General features: G+C 69.4%; 17 protein-coding genes. 7 read left to right on the top strand and 10 right to left on the bottom strand.

Annotated features, from left to right (window positions below):
- The first annotated feature begins 11 nt into the window (after positions 1-11).
- On the top strand, positions 12-695 hold the full coding sequence (locus tag KGD87_RS05905) for a TFIIB-type zinc ribbon-containing protein (protein ID WP_284666517.1): 684 nt from the start codon (positions 12-14) through the stop codon (positions 693-695).
- 24 nt (positions 696-719) lie between these two features.
- On the opposite strand, the gene abc-f is transcribed toward KGD87_RS05905, so the two are convergent.
- On the bottom strand, positions 720-2,681 hold the full coding sequence (gene abc-f / locus KGD87_RS05900; protein WP_284666516.1) for a ribosomal protection-like ABC-F family protein: 1,962 nt from the start codon (positions 2,679-2,681) through the stop codon (positions 720-722).
- Positions 2,682-2,803: 122 nt separating this feature from the next.
- Here abc-f and KGD87_RS05895 point away from each other — a divergent pair, with 122 nt between their 5' ends.
- Positions 2,804-4,489, top strand: a complete 1,686-nt coding sequence (locus KGD87_RS05895; RefSeq protein ID WP_284666515.1) for a serine/threonine protein kinase — start codon at positions 2,804-2,806, stop codon at positions 4,487-4,489.
- Positions 4,490-4,550: 61 nt separating this feature from the next.
- On the opposite strand, the gene KGD87_RS05890 is transcribed toward KGD87_RS05895, so the two are convergent.
- Positions 4,551-5,288 (bottom strand): SIR2 family NAD-dependent protein deacylase, encoded by a 738-nt coding sequence (locus KGD87_RS05890; protein WP_284666514.1) that lies wholly within the window; start codon positions 5,286-5,288, stop codon positions 4,551-4,553.
- A gap of 98 nt (positions 5,289-5,386) precedes the next feature.
- On the opposite strand from KGD87_RS05890, the gene msrC reads away from it, so the two are divergent.
- On the top strand, positions 5,387-5,872 hold the full coding sequence (msrC, locus tag KGD87_RS05885) for a free L-methionine (R)-S-oxide reductase MsrC (protein ID WP_284666513.1): 486 nt from the start codon (positions 5,387-5,389) through the stop codon (positions 5,870-5,872).
- Between the two features lie 21 nt (positions 5,873-5,893).
- On the opposite strand, the gene KGD87_RS05880 is transcribed toward msrC, so the two are convergent.
- Entirely contained in the window at positions 5,894-6,805 is a 912-nt protein-coding gene (locus KGD87_RS05880; RefSeq protein ID WP_163779854.1) for a pseudouridine-5'-phosphate glycosidase, read from the bottom strand.
- Positions 6,806-6,880: 75 nt separating this feature from the next.
- On the opposite strand from KGD87_RS05880, the gene KGD87_RS05875 reads away from it, so the two are divergent.
- Complete coding sequence (locus KGD87_RS05875) at positions 6,881-7,792, top strand: DMT family transporter (protein ID WP_284668586.1); 912 nt, start codon at positions 6,881-6,883, stop codon at positions 7,790-7,792.
- A gap of 15 nt (positions 7,793-7,807) precedes the next feature.
- On the opposite strand, the gene KGD87_RS05870 is transcribed toward KGD87_RS05875, so the two are convergent.
- Genes KGD87_RS05870 through KGD87_RS05860 form a run of 3 tightly spaced genes read right to left on the bottom strand, consistent with a single transcriptional unit; the run spans position 7,808 to position 11,350 of the window.
- Positions 7,808-9,508, bottom strand: a complete 1,701-nt coding sequence (locus KGD87_RS05870) for an FHA domain-containing protein (protein ID WP_284666512.1) — start codon at positions 9,506-9,508, stop codon at positions 7,808-7,810.
- A 55-nt stretch (positions 9,509-9,563) separates the two neighbouring features.
- Positions 9,564-10,739 (bottom strand): DUF2314 domain-containing protein, encoded by a 1,176-nt coding sequence (locus tag KGD87_RS05865; protein WP_284666511.1) that lies wholly within the window; start codon positions 10,737-10,739, stop codon positions 9,564-9,566.
- Positions 10,736-11,350 (bottom strand): deoxynucleoside kinase, encoded by a 615-nt coding sequence (locus KGD87_RS05860; RefSeq protein WP_011553366.1) that lies wholly within the window; start codon positions 11,348-11,350, stop codon positions 10,736-10,738. The genes KGD87_RS05865 and KGD87_RS05860 overlap by 4 nt, the downstream gene beginning before the upstream one ends.
- Positions 11,351-11,585: 235 nt before the next feature.
- On the opposite strand from KGD87_RS05860, the gene KGD87_RS05855 reads away from it, so the two are divergent.
- From KGD87_RS05855 to KGD87_RS05845, 3 genes are all read left to right on the top strand, one after another.
- Positions 11,586-12,380, top strand: a complete 795-nt coding sequence (locus tag KGD87_RS05855) for a lysophospholipid acyltransferase family protein (protein ID WP_284666510.1) — start codon at positions 11,586-11,588, stop codon at positions 12,378-12,380.
- A gap of 14 nt (positions 12,381-12,394) precedes the next feature.
- The gene (locus tag KGD87_RS05850; protein WP_284666509.1) at positions 12,395-13,774 is read left to right on the top strand and encodes a tetratricopeptide repeat protein; all 1,380 of its coding nucleotides are present in this window, start codon (positions 12,395-12,397) and stop codon (positions 13,772-13,774) included.
- A gap of 132 nt (positions 13,775-13,906) precedes the next feature.
- Positions 13,907-14,491 (top strand): hypothetical protein, encoded by a 585-nt coding sequence (locus tag KGD87_RS05845; protein WP_284666508.1) that lies wholly within the window; start codon positions 13,907-13,909, stop codon positions 14,489-14,491.
- A 103-nt stretch (positions 14,492-14,594) separates the two neighbouring features.
- On the opposite strand, the gene rplQ is transcribed toward KGD87_RS05845, so the two are convergent.
- The 4 genes from rplQ to rpsK all read right to left on the bottom strand — a co-directional run bounded on the left by rplQ (position 14,595) and on the right by rpsK (position 17,504).
- Positions 14,595-15,017 carry a 50S ribosomal protein L17 gene (gene rplQ, locus KGD87_RS05840; RefSeq protein WP_163779839.1) on the bottom strand — a complete coding sequence of 141 codons (423 nt, stop codon included), beginning with the start codon at positions 15,015-15,017 and terminating at the stop codon, positions 14,595-14,597.
- Positions 15,018-15,201: 184 nt separating this feature from the next.
- Complete coding sequence (locus tag KGD87_RS05835; protein WP_163779837.1) at positions 15,202-16,224, bottom strand: DNA-directed RNA polymerase subunit alpha; 1,023 nt, start codon at positions 16,222-16,224, stop codon at positions 15,202-15,204.
- A 143-nt stretch (positions 16,225-16,367) separates the two neighbouring features.
- A complete protein-coding gene (rpsD, locus tag KGD87_RS05830) occupies positions 16,368-16,994 on the bottom strand; it encodes a 30S ribosomal protein S4 (protein WP_013939890.1) in 627 nt (208 codons plus the stop codon).
- 69 nt (positions 16,995-17,063) lie between these two features.
- Positions 17,064-17,504, bottom strand: coding sequence for a 30S ribosomal protein S11 (rpsK, locus tag KGD87_RS05825; protein WP_140791196.1), 441 nt, complete (start codon positions 17,502-17,504; stop codon positions 17,064-17,066).
- Positions 17,505-17,555 lie beyond the last annotated feature (51 nt).

The following is a 17,555-nucleotide window of genomic DNA, read 5'->3' as shown; positions in this document are numbered from 1 at the left end:
GGGTGATTCCCATGAGCGCATGCCCCTTCTGCCAATCCGCGATGCAGCCCGCTCCGAGCGGTGAGCTTCCCCTGGAGACCTGTGGTGACTGCGGCGCCGTGTGGTTCGAAGGCGATGCGCTCGCGAAGGTCATGGGAGGCGCCGTCTCAGACGCGCTCCTGCGCCGCGCGAAGGACCGGCCGGGAAGCTGCAAGGGCTGCCACGGTGAGCTCCAGTTCGTTCCGGAGTGCCCCCACTGCTCGACACGCTCCCCCACCTGCCCGCGCTGCGGACATGCGCCCCTGCCCGTGGTGGAGGTGTTCGACGTCCCCCTGGAGGTGTGCTCGGGCTGCGCGGGGGTCGCCCTGGACGCGGGCGAGCTCCAGCAACTCCAAGCCGCCGTCGGTACGTACCGCAATGCGCCGCTCGACCTCCGGCCCACGGTGCGAATCGAGGAGAAGCCGTGCTGCACCGCGTGCCGACGAGACATGCTGCCAGCGCATGGTTTTGTATGGGAAGAAGCCCTCTACTGTGGAAGCTGCGCCCCGAGCGGCGCGACCCCGTTCACGGAGGAGATGGACAGCGGCAAGGGCATCCCCCTCGTCGTCCCCGGTCGGCGGGGGGCCGTGCTCAATGTTGGCGGCTTCGTCTCCGCCGGCATGATCTGGCTGCTCAAGCGGATGATGTCCCGCTCCCGCCACACCTTTCGCTTCTGACGCACGGCGGATACCCGCCAGGCCTCAGCCGAGCGACGCGGTCGCCTCGGCCAGCCTCTCCTGCGCGGCCTCCCAGCGGGCGTAGAGGTCTTCCAGCTCCTCCTTGCTCGCGCGGTGCGTGTCCATCAGCGGCTTGGCGCGCGCGAAGTCGTTGTAGAGGGCCGGGTCCGCGAGCTGCGCCTCGCGCTCCTTCTGCCCGGCCTCCACCTCGGCGATGCGGGCCTCCAGCTTGGCGATCTCCTTCTTGAGGGGCCCTTCCACCACGCTGCGGCGCTGGCGCGCCTCCGCCTCCAGCCGCTTGCGGTCCTTCTCCGTCATCGGCCCGGAGGCCACCTTGTCGCCCCGCGCAGGGGCCGCGGCCTCCGCCGCCGCCTGCTGGAGCTTCTGCTGGTGGTACAGGTAGTCGTCCAGGTTGCCCGGGTGCGGCGTGAGCTTCCCGTCCGCCACCTCCCACACGTGCGACGACAGGCCGTTGATGAAGCTCCGGCTGTGGCTGACGAAGAGCAGCGTGCCGCCGTATCCCTTCAGCGCTTCAATCAACATCTCGGCCGAGTCCAGGTCCAGGTGGTTGGTGGGCTCGTCCATCAGCAGGAAGTTGGACGGCACCAGCAACAGCTTGGCCAGCGCCACCCGCGCGCGCTCCCCCCCACTCAGCACGCCAATGGGCTTCTCCACATCGTCGCCGCTGAAGAGGAACGCGCCCAGCACGCCGCGCACGTAGCTCTCCGGCTTGTCCGCGGCCAGCGGGCGCACCTCTTCGATGATGGTGTTCTGCCGGTTCAGCTTGTCCGCGTGGTGCTGCGCGTAATAGCCCACCACCACGTTGTGCCCCAGCGTCACCGTCCCGGTGTCCGGCGCCAGCTCGCCAGCGACCATCTTCAGGAGCGTCGTCTTGCCCGCGCCGTTCGCGCCCACCACGGCGATGCGCTGCCCACGCTCCACGCGCCCGGTGAGGCCGTCGTAGATGGTCTGCGCGCCGTACCGCTTGGTGATGCCCTCCAGCGTCACCACGTCGCGCCCGCTCCGCTCGACCTCGGGGAAGCGGAACTTCATCGACGTCCGCTCCTCCAGGACCTGCACCTTCTCCAGCTTCTCCAACATCTTGGCGCGGCTCTGCGCCTGCCGCGCCTTGGTCGCCTTGGCGCCGAAGCGGTCGATGAAGCCCTGCAGCTCCGCGCGGCGTGACTCCACCTTCTCTGCGCGGGCCCGGAGCAGCTCCTTCTCCTCGGCGCGCAGGCGCTTGTACTCGTCGTAGTTCCCCGCGTACTCGCGCACGCCCTCCACTTCCAGGGACACCACCCGGTTGATCTGCCGGTTGAGGAAGTCCTTGTCGTGGGAGATGAGCACCAGCGCCTTGTTGGAGCGGCGCATGAAGTCGTCGAACCAGGTGAGCGTGGGCACGTCCAGGTGGTTGGTGGGCTCGTCCAGCAGGAGCAGGTCCGGGTCCTGGAGCAGCAGCCCCGCCAGGGCCGCGCGCATCCGCCAGCCGCCGGACAGCGCGGAGGTGGGCTTGGCCAGGTCCGCGTCGCGGAAGCCCAGGCCCTTGAGGATGCGCTCGGCGTGGTGGCGGCCGTAGCGGTTCTCGAAGTCGTCCAGCTCCGCGTGCAGGTCCGCCAGGGACTGGGACAGCTCCAGCTGGTCCTCCTCGTCCGTGGCGGCGGCGAGCGCCTCCTCGGTCTCCTTGAGGCGCGCCTCCATCGCATCGCGGCCGGGCACGGTGCTCATCACCGCCTCCACCACGGTGCCCTCCGGCAGGCCGGCGATTTCTTGCGGCAGGTAGCCCGCCCGGGCCTTGCGGCTGTACTGCACCGTCCCCGAGTCGGGCTGGGCCACGCCCGCCAGGATTTTCATCAGCGAGCTCTTGCCTGTCCCGTTGGCCCCTACGAGGCCCACCCGGTCCCTGGGACCCAGCGTGAAGCTGTCCTGATCGAAGAGGACCTTCTTTCCGTACGAGAGACAGAGGTCCTGGGCGATGACGAGGCTCATGGCGCCGGGGATGTAACAGCCCGCGGGCTCCTCGGGAATGTCGGATGTGCCTGCCCGTTCGCTCTGGGGCCCCACAGGGGCTTTCCGGGTTGGGCCGGGGCCTGCCTATACTCTGGCCCCACATGGCTGCCCCCTGTCCCCATTGCGGAAGCACCGACGGCGTCGATCATCTCTGCTCAGGCCAGAGCCTCCAGCTCCTCGGCCAGGTGCTCGACGGCCGTTATAAAATCGAAAGCGTCCTGGGCCAGGGCGGCATGGGCATGGTGTTCCGCGCCACCCAGACGTCCGTGCAGCGCCCGGTGGCGGTGAAGACGCTCAACCCGTCGCTGGCCGCCGCCCCCCAGTTCTTCGAGCGCTTTCGCCGGGAGGCGGAGCTCGCCAGCCGGCTGCGCCACCCCAACGTCATCACCATCTTCGACTTCGGCCGGTCGCCGGACGGCACCTGCTACTACGTGATGGAGCTCCTGGAGGGCGAAAGCCTGAAGGAGACGGTGAAGCGCCAGGGCCCCATGTCCCTGCGCCGGGCCTTGAGCCTCGTGGAGCAGGCGTCGCAGGGGCTGGCGCACGCGCACGCGGAGGGCTGCGTCCACCGTGACTTGAAGCCGCACAACATCATGGTGCAGCAGCTCAGCGGCCAGGACTTCGTCAAGGTGTTGGACTTCGGCCTGGTGAAGGCCATGGAGGCCGAGGAGGAGGAGCAGCTCACCTCCACCGGCCAGGTGCTGGGCACGCCCCAGTACATGCCGCCCGAGCAGGCCGGCGGCGAGTCCGTGGACCAGCGCTCCGACCTCTACTCCATGGCGGGCGTGCTCTACTTCTGCCTCACCGGCAGCTCGCCCTTCGGCGCGAACACGGTGCGCAAGGCGCTGACGGCGTCGCTCACCCAGCCGGTGCCCGCCGTCAACACCAAGCGCCAGGGCGCCCCGGTGCCGGCCGCGCTGGATGCCTTCTTCAAGAAGGCGCTTGCCCCGGAGAAGGAGGACCGGTACCAGAACGCGCAGGAGTTCATCGACGCGATGCTGGACACCGTGGCGGACCTCACCTCCGAGGAGCTCGACGCCATGCCGAGCGGCGGCGTCTCCAGCGCCAGCGAGCGCGGCAGCAACAGCCGCAGCCGCTCCAACCGTCAGGGCAGCCAGAGCGGCATCCGCTCCTCGCGGGTGGGCGCCGCGCCGACCCTGGGCCGGGGCTCCACGCCCTCCAACGTCGTCGTCGCCAGGGCCCAGGGCGGCGGGGGCGTCACGGCGTCCTCTCCCAGCCGCGTCCGCTCGCAGACGTCCCGGTCCGCGCCGCCTCCGCCCCCGCCTCCCGAGCCGGAGGGCATGTCCGCCGGCAAGAAGGCGGCCCTGGTCGCCGTGCCGCTGGTCCTGCTGGGCATTGGCGCGGCCGTGGTCCTGGGCACCCAGGGTGGCGGCGGCGCCCCCGCGACGCCGGTGGAGGTGAACGTCCCCCGCGATGCCTCACCGGCCACGACGCAGGTCGCGACGGGAACACCCGAGGAGCCGTCCCTCCTCACCGTGAGCCTCGACTCGACGCCGTCCGGCGCATCCATCTACGAAGGCGATGAGATGGTGGGCACCACGCCCACGAAGCTCCAGCTCCGCCGCGACAAGGTGCACTCCTTCAGCTTCCGCATGCCGGGGCACCAGGACAAGGAGCTCACGCTCAACCTGCGCCGGGTGGCTGGGGATACGCAGACGGCGAACGTGGTGCTGGAGCCCGTGCGCGCCGCGGGCCCCGGGCGCTCGCCACGCCCTCCGCCGAAGCCGGCGAGCCCGTCCGGTCCGGACATCTCCGTCTTCGAGTAGTCCCCACCGGGGGGGCGCGCGGAATCGCCGCGGTGCCCCCCGAGTCCTTCCGCCACCCGCGTCAGGCGAGCTTCGCGAGCGTCGGGAGGACTTCCCCGCTCTTGCCCACGACGCGGTGCTCGAAGCGGCTGGAGTTCTCCGCCGGGTCCAGGTTGACGAGCCACGTCTCCCCGCCGGCCTTGCGCACCTGGTCCACGATTCCAGCGGCCGGGTACACGGCGCCGGAGGTCCCCGCCGCCAGGAAGACGAGGCGTCCCCCCGAGGTGGCGGCTCGCAGCGAGAAGTCCTCAATGCGCTGGATGTCCGCCGGCTCCAGGTATTCGCCGAACCAGACGATGTGGGGCCTCAACCGCATGCCACATGCGTCGCACTCGGGCACCGTCCCCGTGGGGTACACGGTGGCGTCGTCGAACGGGGGCCGCTCGCAGCGGCTGCAGCGCGTCTTGAAGAGGTTGCCGTGCATCTCCACCACCCGCTGACTTCCGGCGCGGGTGTGCAGGCCGTCGACGTTCTGGGTGGCGAGCAGGAAGCGGTCCCCCAGGTGGCGCTCCCAGGCGACGAGCGCCTCGTGGCCCGGATTGGGGTGGACGGCGGCGGCGCCCTTGCGGCGCTCCGAGTAGAAGCGCCACACCCGCGACGGGTCCTTCCGGAAGCCCTCGGGCGACGCCACGGCCTCCACGTGCTGGTCCTCCCAGAGTCCGCTCATCCCACGGAAGGTGGGGACTCCGCTCTCAGCGGAGACTCCCGCGCCCGTGAGCACGAGCAGCCAGGTATTCGAATCGAGGATGAGCGAATCCATGTCGGCTCCTGTGCGGCGGAAAGCGAATCAAGTTATGGAGGGGACGCTGACTCTACCGGGGCCTGACGCTCGCGGGGGTCACCTGGCGAGGTCCCATCATGGCGGAAGTCACCCTGGATCTACGCGGCATGCCCAAGGCCGAAGCCTACGCCGAGCTGAAGCAGCACGCGCGCGCGGTGCTCGAGGGCATCGACGACGACATCACCGGCATGGCCACCATGAGCTGCCTGCTGCACCACGCCTTCGGGCACCTGTGGACGGGCTTCTACCGCGTCGTCACGCCGGGAAAGCTGCTCCGCGTGGGCCCCTACCAGGGCACGCTCGGGTGCCTGGAAATCCCCTTCGGCAAGGGCGTGTGCGGCGCCGCCGCGGCGAAGGGCGAGACGATGGTGGTGGCGGACGTCCACGCCTTCCCGGGCCACATCACCTGCGACGGACGCTCGACGTCGGAGATTGTCGTCCCGGTGTTCGGTCGCAACCGGGAGCTGCTCGCCGTGCTCGACATCGACTCCGAGCACAAGGACACCTTCGACGAGGTGGACCGCCGCGAGCTGGAAGAGCTGGTGCGCTGGTTCCAGAAGTAACGGCGGCCCGCGTCAGGGCGCTCAGCGCGCGCGTGCGTACGCCACGGCGAGCTGCCCGGCGAAGCGCGCGTTGTGGGTGAGCAGCGCCAGGTTGGCCTTGAGCGTCTTGCCCCCGGTGCGCTTCGCCATCTCCGACAGGAGGAAGGGCGTCACGCCCTTGCCGCGGATGCCCTGCCGGTCCGCGTCGGCGAGCGTCGCGGCGATGTGCAGCTCCACCTCGTTGCGAGGCAGGGACGTCTCCTCGGGCGGAGGCACGGTGTAGAGCACCCCGCCCTGCTTCAGCGACTCGAAGCGGGCGCGGGCGATGCGGGCGGCCGTGTCCACGTCATCCGCGCGGTGCTCCAGGGGAATGCCGGAGCCACGGCTGTAGAAGGACGGCAGCTCGTCCGTCCCCACGCCGATGACGGGCACGCCGGCCGTCTCCAGCAGCTCCATCGTCTTGGGCAGGTCCAGCACGGACTTGGCGCCCGCGCACACCACGGCGACGGGGAACCGCGCCAGCGCGGCGATGTCCTGGGAGATGTCGAAGTGCTCGGACGCCCCGCGGTGCACCCCCCCAATGCCGCCGGTGGAGAAGACACGGATGCCCGCGGCGGCGGCCATTTCACACGTGGCGCTCACGGTGGTGCCCCCCGTGGCGCGCGTGGCCATGGCGACGGCCAGGTCCCGGGAGCCCAGCTTGAGCAGGCGCTCCTTGCCCTCCGCCAGCCGGCGCATCTCCGGCTCCTCCAGCCCGATGCACAGCTGTCCATCGATGATGGCGGTGGCTGCGGGAACGGCGCCAGCGCGGCGGATGGCCTCCTCACACGCCCGGGCGGCGGCCAGGTTGTCCGGATAGGGAAGGCCCTGGGCCACGACGCTCGTCTCCAGGGCCACCAGCGGTTGGCCGGCCTCGAGCGCGCGGCGCACCTCTTCCGAAAAGCGTAGGTCCATGCCCAGGCGTTTAGCATGCCCGTCTCCCAACGTCGGCTTGCGCGCGCGGCCCCTCGGGCCTATTCCCCTGCCGCCGTGTCCACGTCCACCACCGCCGTCGTGCCCGCCCCTTCGCGCGGCGTCTCCGCGTCCGACTTGGCCATCGTCGGCGTCGTGATTGTCTGGGGCACCAACTACACGGTGGTGAAGGAGGCGATGGAGACGCTCCCTCCCCTGGCCTTCATGTCGCTGCGCTTCACCATCGCGGCGTTGGCCATGGGCGCGTTGCTGCTCGGCGTCGAAGGCTGGAAGCCGCTTCCCCGCCCGGTGTTCCTCAAGCTGCTGGGGCTCGGGCTGGTGGGCAACACCGTGTACCAGTTGTGCTTCATCCTTGGCCTGGCGAACACCTCGGTGGCGAACAGCGGGATGCTGACGGCGGTCACGCCGGTGCTGGTGGCCGCGCTCGGCGCCCTGTTTGGCGTGGAGCGGCTCACCCGCCCGCTCGTCGTGGCACTGGGCCTGGGCGTGGTGGGGATGCTGCTGGTGCTGGGGGGACGCGGCGCGTCCCAACATGGCGCGTCCTCGCTGGGCGACGGGCTCATCGTCGGCGCCAGCCTCTGCTGGGCGCTCTATACGGTGGGCATCCGCACCGTGGGCCCGGAGGTGTCCGCGCTGCGCATCACCGCCATCAGCATGCTGACGGGCGCGCCGGGCGTGGTGCTCGCGGGCGTGCCCGAGCTGCTGCGACTGGAGACCGAGAACATCACCGCTGGCGCCTGGGCGGGCGTCGTGTACTCGGCGCTGGTGCCGCTGGTGCTCGCGTACTTCATCTGGGGCCGCACCGTGCAGAGGGTGGGCAGCAGCCGCGCGGGCCTCTACAACACCGGCATCCCGGTGGTGGCCGCCCTCACGGCGTGGGCCGTGCGCGGAGAGCGCCCCACCTGGATGCAGGTGCTCGGCGCGGGGCTCGTGCTCACCGGCGTGCTGCTCAGCCGGCGGAAATCGTAGGCCCCGCGGCCTGACTCACTCCCGGCGACCCCGCTCCACCGCGAGTCCGTACTCCTCAATCTTCTTGTCCAGCGTGGGCCGGCTGATGCCGAGCAGCTCCGCGGCGAGGACCTTCTTCCCCGACGCCTCACGCAGGGCTTCGGCGATGGCGTCGCGCTCCAGCCGGGCCACGCGCCCTTGCAGCGTCTTATCGCCCTCGCCGCCGCCGTCCTGGAACTCCGGGGGCAGTTGCAGCGCGCCCACGCGGCTTGACGCATACAGCAGGCCCAGTCGCTCGCCCACCAACTCCAGCTCGCGCAGGTTCTGCGGCCACGCGTACTCCAGCAGCAGCCGCCGGGCCTCGGGGCTGAGCGTCGGTGGCTCCTTGCGAATCCGGCGGGCCGCGCGCGCCGCGAACTGCTCCAGCAGCGGCAGCACGTCCGCGCGCCGCTCACGGATGGGCGGAGGGTCCAGCTCGAAGCCCGACAGCGCCCGAGCCAATGAGGACTCCACCTCACCACGCGCCGCCAACAACGACACCGATGCGGGCGCGGTCGCCAGCACCCGCACATCCACGGGCTCCTCGCCCCCCTGACGCGCGGGCGCCGAGCGCCGGGCCAAGGCCCGCGCCAACCGCTCCGAAGCGGGCCGCGCGAGCGACTCCACGTGGAGCAGCACCAGCGAGCCCCCATCCGCGCGCAGCAGCGCGGACACGACAGGCGGCTGCCCGGGCGCGCTCGCCCTGCCGAACAGCGCCTCCTCCACGGCCTCGGCGGGCTCCCGGCAGTCCACCACGATGAAGGGCCCCAGGGCTCGAGGCGAACGCGCATGGACGAAGCGGGCCAGCAGCGCCTTGCCCACGCCCGGCTCGCCATGAATCACCACCGGCGCGGCGCTGGCGGCCACCCGGCGCGCCAGCTCCAACAAGGCCCGCAGCGGTCGGGACGTACCGGAGAGCGCGGCCACGGGCGGCTCCGCCTCCACGCGGGAGCGCACGGTGGTGTAGGCCTCGCCACCCAACCGTCCAAGCGCCGCGAGCAACTGGCCCTCGCCCTCGCTGAACTTCGGCTCCGCCCGTGTCACGTACAGCACGCCGAAGGGCATGCCGCCCGAGGCAACCAGGGGCGCGCAGAGGATGTCATCCGTCTGGACGAGTTCCTTCCGCTCCAGCGCGGCTTGCGCCAGCGCGCGCGGCATCGTCAGCGCCTCCGCGCCCGCCACCGCCGCGGTGAGCAAGCCATCACTGCTGCCCAGCAGCGCGGCAGCGCGGTCGGCGTTGAGCGCGTGCGCGACCTCGTCCGCCAGGCGCCGCAGCACCAGGGCGCCACTGGTTGCCCCCAACAAGGCGATGCCCGCCGAGTACATCGCCGCCGCCGTGCCCACGTGCGGCAGCACTTCTTCAATCGGAACCTGCCCGACCTTCTCCGGCCCATCGGCAACCAGGGTCACCGGGGGCGGCTCGAAGAGGGCCGTCGTCGCGCCCACGCGCACCTGGTCACCGGGCTTGAGCACCACTTCGCCCACGAGGCGCTCGCCGTTGACGAACGTCCCGTTGCGCGAGCGCAAGTCGCGGATGCACGACTGCCCGTCGAGGACGGAGATCAGCGCGTGCTTGCGGGAGACTTGATGGTCATCCAGCGGGATTTCACACGACGGACTGCGGCCAATCGTCGCCTCCGCGAGCACGTCGTGACGACGCCCCGCGGAAGGACCGGTGAGCAGCAGGAGGGCGGGCATGGGGCGCGGAGCCTAGCGCCCCGCGATGGCCGGGCAAGGCCCCCCGCGCCACTTGCTACATCGGCCGTTCGGCGTTCAGGAGTTCACGGAGTTCCCGCTCGTCCAACGCCCGGCCTTCCCGGCTGATGGCCAGCGCGTTGACCTGGGTCTCCGCGACCTCTACGTGGGCGCCCTTGCGCCACTCGGTTGTATGCACTGCGCCATCCACGAGCTTGCCCACCACGGAGCCCTCATCCCGGCCCATGACCTCCAGCCACAGGTTTTCCGTGACGGTGCTCCCTTCGGGATGGGTGTCGAAGGGTGCGCGCACCAGGAAGGTGAGCGGCTCCATCAGGCCCTTGCGCTGGAAGCGCGCCAGGAAGGACGGGAGCACCAGCTGGGCCTCGCGCCGCATGGCCTGGGTCTGCTCCTCCGGTTCCTTCTCGAAGCGCTCGCGATAGGGCTCCAGCATCTGGGACGTGTTGTGCCGGCCCAGCGGGGACACCACGGTGAGGAAGAGCCCCTCATGGCCCTCGAAGGTGTCCAGGGGGACGCCCAACAGGTTGGCGCGGGCCTCTTCCGAGGGCACGAGCGTGAAGACCTGCCCCTCGCTGGTGCCCACCTGGGTGCGCAACGCCGGCCCCTGCCCGAAGGCCAGGTCGGTGCACAGCTCGTGAAGGAAGCTCTCCGCGGCCAGCAGGTCCTTCTCGGCCAGGTGGAAGATTTCCAGGTCCCGAGCCCCGAACTTCTCCATCCCGTGTGAGTGCACCCACAGGGGCGTGTCCCCCTCCGTCGCCTCCACGGCATGGAGGTGGACGTGGTCGCGGATGTCGAAGTCCAGCTCCGTGATTTCCACCACGTCGTCGGGTTCGTGGAGCTTGAAGGCGGTGAGGTCCACCAGCACGCCCCGCACGTGCTCCAGCAGCGTGCGCACGGCCCACAGCGCCTCGAAGACAGGCAGCGTGGGCTGCGCCCCACCCGGCTCCACGGACAGATGGTAGTAGGCCGTGGCGCGCCCCAGCCGCTCGAAGGCGTCCGGGCTGCCGCTGAACACCTCCTTGCGGAAGCGAGGCAGGCCCTCGGAGCCCCGCGTCAGGCGCACCAGCACCTCGGAGCCGTCCGCCCGCAGCGTGAAACCCTCGCCGTCCGCGTCCGGGGTGAACTCCACCTCATCATTCGCGAAGGACGCGCGCAGTGCCTCGATGGGAGCCGGGCCCTCCTGCTCCGTCGCCAGCAGGTAGACCTCCATCACAGGTGCTTCTCGATCTGCCGGAAGAGGTCCACGCGGTCCACCAGGTTGGTCAAATAGTCGAGCTTGTCCGTGGGAAGCACGAGCACCGGCGACAGGCGGTAGCCCTCGAACCACTCCTCGTAGAGGGCGTTGAGGCGCTGCAGGTACCGGGTGGGGATGTCCCGCTCCATGGCCCGGCCGCGGATGCGGATGCGCTCACGAATCGTCTGCACCGGGCAGCGGAGGTAGATCATCAGGTCGGGAGGCCGCAACGACTCCGAAATCGTCTCGTACAGCTCGCAGTACGTCTTCCAGTCCCGCTTGTCGATAAGCCGCTGCCGGTGGAGGTTCTTGGCGAAAATCTCCGCGTCCTCATAGAGGGTGCGGTCCTGAAGCACCGTCCCGGAGGTGCGCTCCAGCTCCCGGTGCAGGCGGAACTTGTGCGTCAGGAAGAAGAGCTGCGAGCGGAACGCCCACGTCTTCATGTCCTTATAGAAGTCCGCCAGATAGGGGTTCTGGTCGTTGGGTTCGAAGGAGGGCGTCAACCCGTACTTCCGGCAGAGGAAGGACGTCAGCTCCGTCTTTCCGGCGCCGATGTTGCCCGCGATGGCGATGAACTTTTTCCTGGCCACACCACCCCTGCTTGTAACCCCGCCGAGCGGCGCGCACCAGAAACAACGTGTAGGTAGGACGTGGTAGAAGAAGTGCATGCCCCCCCGTCGTCCCGTTCAACGCGTGACAGGTGCCGCCGTCCTCCCTCGTGGGAGTCGCCGCCTGACCGCCTGGACAGGGAGCTTCGGCGGGCAAGCCCGCGGGCCCGGGCACCTTCCGGCCCTGAACATCGGCCCCCAGGAGGCGGGCTGAGGGATGCGCAAGCTCTTTTGCATTTTCGTGGCGGGCGTCTGGACGTTCGTCTGTTTCTTCCTCGCCATCCTGGCGATGCTGCTCACGCTCAACCCATCGAACTCCATCTGGGTGGCGCGAAAGATCTGGTCGCCCGTGCTGCTGTGGGCAGGGGGCGCGACACTGGAAGTCATCGGCCAGGAGAACGTGGACCCGAGTCGGCCCACCATCTACGTGGCCAACCACCAGTCCACCATCGACATCCCGGCGCACTTCATGGCCGTCGCCGTCCCGTTCCGCTACGTCGCCAAGTCGCAGCTCAAGTGGGTGCCCCTCATCGGCTGGTACCTGGCGCTCGCGGGCCACGTCTTCGTCAACCGGTCCAACCGCTCCAAGGCCATTGCCTCGCTCAACGCGGCAGCGGCCAAGATTCGCGGCGGCACCAGCATCTTCCTGTATCCGGAAGGCACCCGCTCGACGGACGGCCGCGTCCTGCCCTTCAAGAAGGGCCCCTTCGCCCTGGCGCTGAAGGCCCGCGTCCCCGTCTGCCCCGTCACCATCGAGGGCTCCGGCAACCTGATGCCCAAGTCCACCTGGAACATCACCCCCGGGCCCATCCGCGTGAAGATTGGCCAGCCCATCGACACGACCACGTTCGCCGAGGGTGACCGCGAAGGCCTGGCCCGAGCCGTCCGCGCCGTCATCATCGCGGACAGCCTGACGCTCGGGGGCAAGGGCGGCGACGTGGATGACGCCGTCGCCGCCGCGGGCGCCGAGGGCATCAGCGACGCGCGCGCCCGCGCAGCCTCCTCCTCCTGAGAAGCCCCTTCGAGATGACCATTCGCCACCTCCGTTCCCCTCCCTGGATTCGCGCCGCGGTGCTCGGCGTGGGCCTCCTGGCTGGCTGCAGCACCACCTCCACCCACTCCGCCAAGGCGCGCCCCACCGATCCACTCTCCCAGGCGCGGGCCTACCTGGACGAGCATCAGCCCACGAAGGCGCTGGGGCTGCTGACGGAGTTGCACCGGCAGTCGCCGGACAACCTGGACGTGGCGCGCTCGCTCACCGAGGCCTACGTGAAGGCGGGACAGACGGACGCGTGGATCGCGGAGCTCCAGAAGCGAATCGCGGCGGGTGAGCGCGCGAGCGACCAGTACATGCTGGGCCTCGCCCTCTTCTCACGCGCTCGCGACGCGGGGGCGCCCAGCGTCGCCGCCTTCGAGCGCGCCGCGGCGTTGGCACCGGACACCGCGGAGTTCCACTACCGGCTGGGGCTCGCGCGGCTGGAGTCCGAACAATACGCAGAGGCGCTCGAGCCGCTGCGGCGCGCCACGGCGTTGGCGCCGGACCGCACCGCCTGGCGCCTGCCGCTGGCCAAGGCGCTGCACCGCACGGGAGACGCGCCCGGGGCCGTGGAAGCGCTCGGCACGGTGGTGCGGGGCCAGCCCACCCCGGCCGAAGTCACCACCGCGCGGGCGCTGATGGAGCAGATCGCGGACCCCTTCTCCGGCTTCCCCAAGGCCGCCGAGGCGAAGCTGGAAGAAGGCATGCGCTACCTCAAGGACCTGGATGCGCCCCAGCACGCCATCCTCGCCTTCGAGGAAATCCTGCTCGACTACCCGGACGTCGCGGTGGTGCATGCGCTGCTGGGCCTGGCCTACCAGCGCCTGGATGACGCGGGACGCGCGGTGGATGAGTTCAAGCAGGCCATCGAGCGCGCCCCCCGCGACGGCAAGAACCACTTCTACCTGGGCGAGCTGTACCTGGCGCGCCAGCGTCCCGACGCGGCCCGCGCCTCCTTCGAAAAAGCAGTGGCGCTCCATCCACTGCTCGAGACTGCCTGGTTCCACCTGGGAGACCTCCACCTGGAGCGCAGGGACCTCACCGCCGCCCGCGAGTCCTTCACCGTGGCCACCTCCCTGGCACCGGAGGCCGTGGCGATGCGAGGCAAGCTGGCGCTCGTGTACCAACTGGAGGGTGACTTCGCCGCCGCCGAGCGCGAGCTGCGCCGCGTGGTCGAAAAGGACCCGGAGAACATGGAGTTCAGCCTGCGCTTGGGGCTGCTCTACACCGAGCAGGCGATGAAGGCCTCGCGTCCCGAGGCGCGGAAGAGCGCGGCCAGTGAAGCCGAGCGCTGGCTGATGAAGGTGCTGGAGACCCAGCCTGAAAACGCGGTGGCGTCCCGTGCGCTTCAGCAACTCAAGGCACAGTAGCCATCCACAGGCCCAGCCCTCTACACTCGTTGCCCGATGAGCGACGGTCGCAAGCCCCCTCCGCCTGGAACGCAGCCTCCTCGGGCGGCGTCTCCGTCTGGCTCTCAGCCGCGCACGCCGACGAACCCCGGCATGCCGCGCGCACCCAGCCAGTCCAATTTGCGGGTGATGTCCGCCGCGCGCGCAGAGCCGCTTCAGAAGGAGAAGCCAGACGGTCCGCTGGGGAAGCGGCTGGCGGGAGATGCGTCGAATCACCTCCTCAACGGCCTCTCCATCCTCAAGGAGCTGGTCGCGGACTTCCGCCAGAGCGACCGCTTCTTCAAGTACAAGGCGTCCATCATCGCCGGCTGGCTGGTGATGACGGTGATGAGCCTGGCCATTGCGTGCCCGGGCAGCACGGTGCGCAAGGGGGACATGGACGCGCGCCTGGTGCTCAGTGACAGGTTGGACCGGCCCTCGGTCACCATCTGGAACGAGAGCAAGGAGCCCTGGTACGACGTCACCCTCACCGTCAATGGGCAGTACCAGGCAGCGGTGCTGACGGTGGCCCCGGGTGAGTTCATCACCATCACCCCCAAGCAGCTGATGGGCTCCAGCGGCGCCGCGCCCGCGGACCTCCGCTTCCAGTCCATCCAGATGCGCAGCCGGGATGACAGCGCGGACCTCACCGAGGACCTCAACGCCGCCTGGGAGCGCCTCCGCAAGCCGCAGCGGTAGTCCGCCCTGGACACACGAAGGGCGCCCTTCCTCTCGGAAGCGCGCCCTCGCGTTGCTCCCAGCCCCTCCTCACGAAGGGGCCAGGTATGCCGTCTGTACTGAACTACTCCGCCTTCGTCTCTTCCGCAGGCTCAGCCGCCGCCTCGGTATCGACAGGAGCAGCCTTCTCCGGCCGGTCCACGAGCTCCAGGAGGGCCATCTCCGCGGCGTCGCCCCGGCGGAAGCCGAGCCGAACGATGCGGGTGTAGCCACCAGGACGGGTGGCGTACCGGTCCTTGTACTCGCTGAACACCTTCTGCAGCACGTCGCGGTCCTTGACCGTACGGGCCGCCAGGCGAACGTTGGCGAGGCCGCCACGCTTGCCCAGGGTGATGATCCGCTCCGCGATCTTCCGGGCCTCCTTGGCCTTGGGAAGCGTGGTGCGGATGGCCTGGTGCTCCAGCAGCGAGGTCACCATGTTGTTGAGCATCGCGAGCCGGTGGCTCGTGCTGCGGTGAAGCTTCCTCTGTCCGACCTTGTGGCGCATCGTCGTGCTCCAGAGTCCTTGTGGGGACTCCACCACTCCGGCCGTGTCAGGTACCGGGTGGGATGGGAGGACCCGGCACGGGGCCCACCGCTGTCATTCGGACCGGAAGACGTCCCAGCCCCCTCCCCTCGCGCCGCTGACTGCCGTACCCGCGGCCGCGTGGGGAGGTCCTGCGTGAACCCTACTACGCCTTCGGCTGCGCGGGAGCCGGCGCCTGCTTCGGCGGCCAGTTCTCCAGCTTCATGCCCAGCGACAGGCCCATCTCCGCGAGGATCTCCTTGATCTCCTTCAGAGACTTGCGGCCGAAGTTCTTCGTCTTGAGCATCTCGGCCTCGGTGCGCTGCACGAGGTCGCCGATGGACTTGATGTTCGCCTGCTGCAGGCAGTTCGCCGAGCGGACCGACAGCTCGAGCTCATCCACCGAGCGGAACAGGTTCTCGTTCAGCTTCGCCTCTTCCTTCGGCGCCTCGGCGACGACGGGCTCCTCCGTCTCGTCGAAGTTCACGAAGACGGTGAGCTGCTCCTTGATGATCTTCGCCGCGTACGCCACTGCGTCCTGCGGCGACACGGAGCCGTCCGTCCAGACCTCGAGCGCCAGCTTGTCGAAGTCGGTGACCTGGCCGACACGCGCGTTGGTGACCTGGTAGTTCACCTTGCGGATGGGCGAGAAGAGCGAGTCGATGGGAATGGTGCCGATGGGCGCACCCGCCACCTTGTTCACGTTGGCCGGCGTGTAGCCACGGCCGCGGCGGCACGTCAACTCCATGCGGAGCTTGCCACCCTCGGAGATGGTGCAGATGTGGTGGCCCGGGTTGAGGATCTCGGTGTCCGGGTCGGTGATGATGTCACCGGCCTTGACCTCCTTGGGTCCCTCCGCCTCGATGCGGAGCGTCTTCGTCTCGTTCGTGTGCATCCGAAGGAGGACTTCCTTCAGGTTCAGCACGACGTCCGTGACGTCCTCGGACACCTCGGGGATGGTGGTGAACTCGTGGTCCACGCCTTCAATCTTCACGGAGGTGATGGCGGCGCCCTGCAGCGACGACAGCAGCACCCGGCGGAGCGAGTTGCCCAGCGTCGTACCGAAACCGCGCTCGAGCGGCTCCGCGACGAACTTGCCGTAGGTGGGGGTCGCGCTGTCCTGATCCACCTCCATGCGACGGGGCTTGATCAGGTCACGCCAGTTCTTCGCAACGAACGTATCAGCCATGGTGTACCGCTCCTCAAGTCGTGCCGCACCACCGACTTACCCACCGGCCTGGCGGGAGGATGCGCACGCGGGGACTGCGACTGCTTGAAAGCAAGACGCCCCGGCCTCGTCGGCCAGGGCGTCCACTGCGACATCCAGCGTGCTTACTTCGAGTAGAGCTCGACGATGAGCTGCTCGGAGATGGGCATCGTCAGGTCCTCACGGTTCGGAACCGTGGTGACCGTGCCCTTGAACGCCTTCTTGTCCAGGGAGATCCACTGCGGAACGCCACGGCGGTCCACCGTCTCCAGGGCCTCGGAGATGCGGAGCACCTTGCGGCTCTTCTCCACCACCTCCACCGCGGTACCCGGCTTCACGGCGAACGAGGGAATGTTCACCTTGCGGCCATTCACCTGGAAGTGGCCGTGACGCACCAGCTGGCGCGCCTCGTTGCGCGTGTCCGCGAAGCCCATGCGGAACACCACGTTGTCCAGACGGAGTTCCAGCTGCTGCAGGAGGTTCTCGCCCGTCTTGCCCTTGGCGGCGGACGCGCGGTGGTAGTAGCCGCGGAACTGGTTCTCCAGCAGGCCGTACATGCGCTTGACCTTCTGCTTCTCGCGCAGCTGCACGCCGTAGCCGGAGAACTTCACGCGGCCCTGGCCGTGCTGACCCGGGGGATAGGGGCGACGCTCAATGGCGCACTTGTCCGTGTAGCAACGGTCGCCCTTGAGGTACATCTTCAGGTTTTCGCGCCGGCAGATGCGGCAGACGCTGGCAGTGTAACGAGCCATTGAGGGGTCCTTAGAGGTGATCTGGAGCCGCCCACACACCAGGGCGTGAGGGCAGCCCTGACGAAGGGGTTAGACGCGGCGACGCTTGGGCTGACGGCACCCGTTGTGCGGGATGGGCGTCACGTCGCGGATGAGGTTGATCTTCAGACCGGCGGCGGCCAGCGCGCGCAGCGCCGACTCGCGGCCCGCGCCAGGGCCCTTCACGAACACGGACACGTTCTTCAGGCCGTGCTCCATCGCCTTCGCCGCGGCGTCGCCAGCGGCCACCTGCGCCGCGAACGGGGTGGACTTGCGGCTTCCCTTGAAGCCACGCGCCCCGGCGGACGACCAGGAGATCACGTTCCCGGACACGTCCGTGATCGTGATGATGGTGTTGTTGAACGTGGACTGGATGTGGACCACGCCGTTGAGGATGCTCTTCTTGCCCTTGCGCTTCGACTTCTTCGCGGCAGGGGCCTCGCCCTCGGTGCCCGTGGGCGCCGCCGCCGAAGTATTGATCTCGTCAGCCATGTGGATTGCTGCTCCTGAGAGGAGGTGATCGACGCCGGCACCTCATGGGAC

The organism is Myxococcus sp. SDU36, assembly GCF_030168875.1.
In the GTDB taxonomy this organism is placed as follows: domain Bacteria; phylum Myxococcota; class Myxococcia; order Myxococcales; family Myxococcaceae; genus Myxococcus; species Myxococcus vastator.
This window is presented reverse-complemented; position numbering and strand designations above follow the sequence as displayed.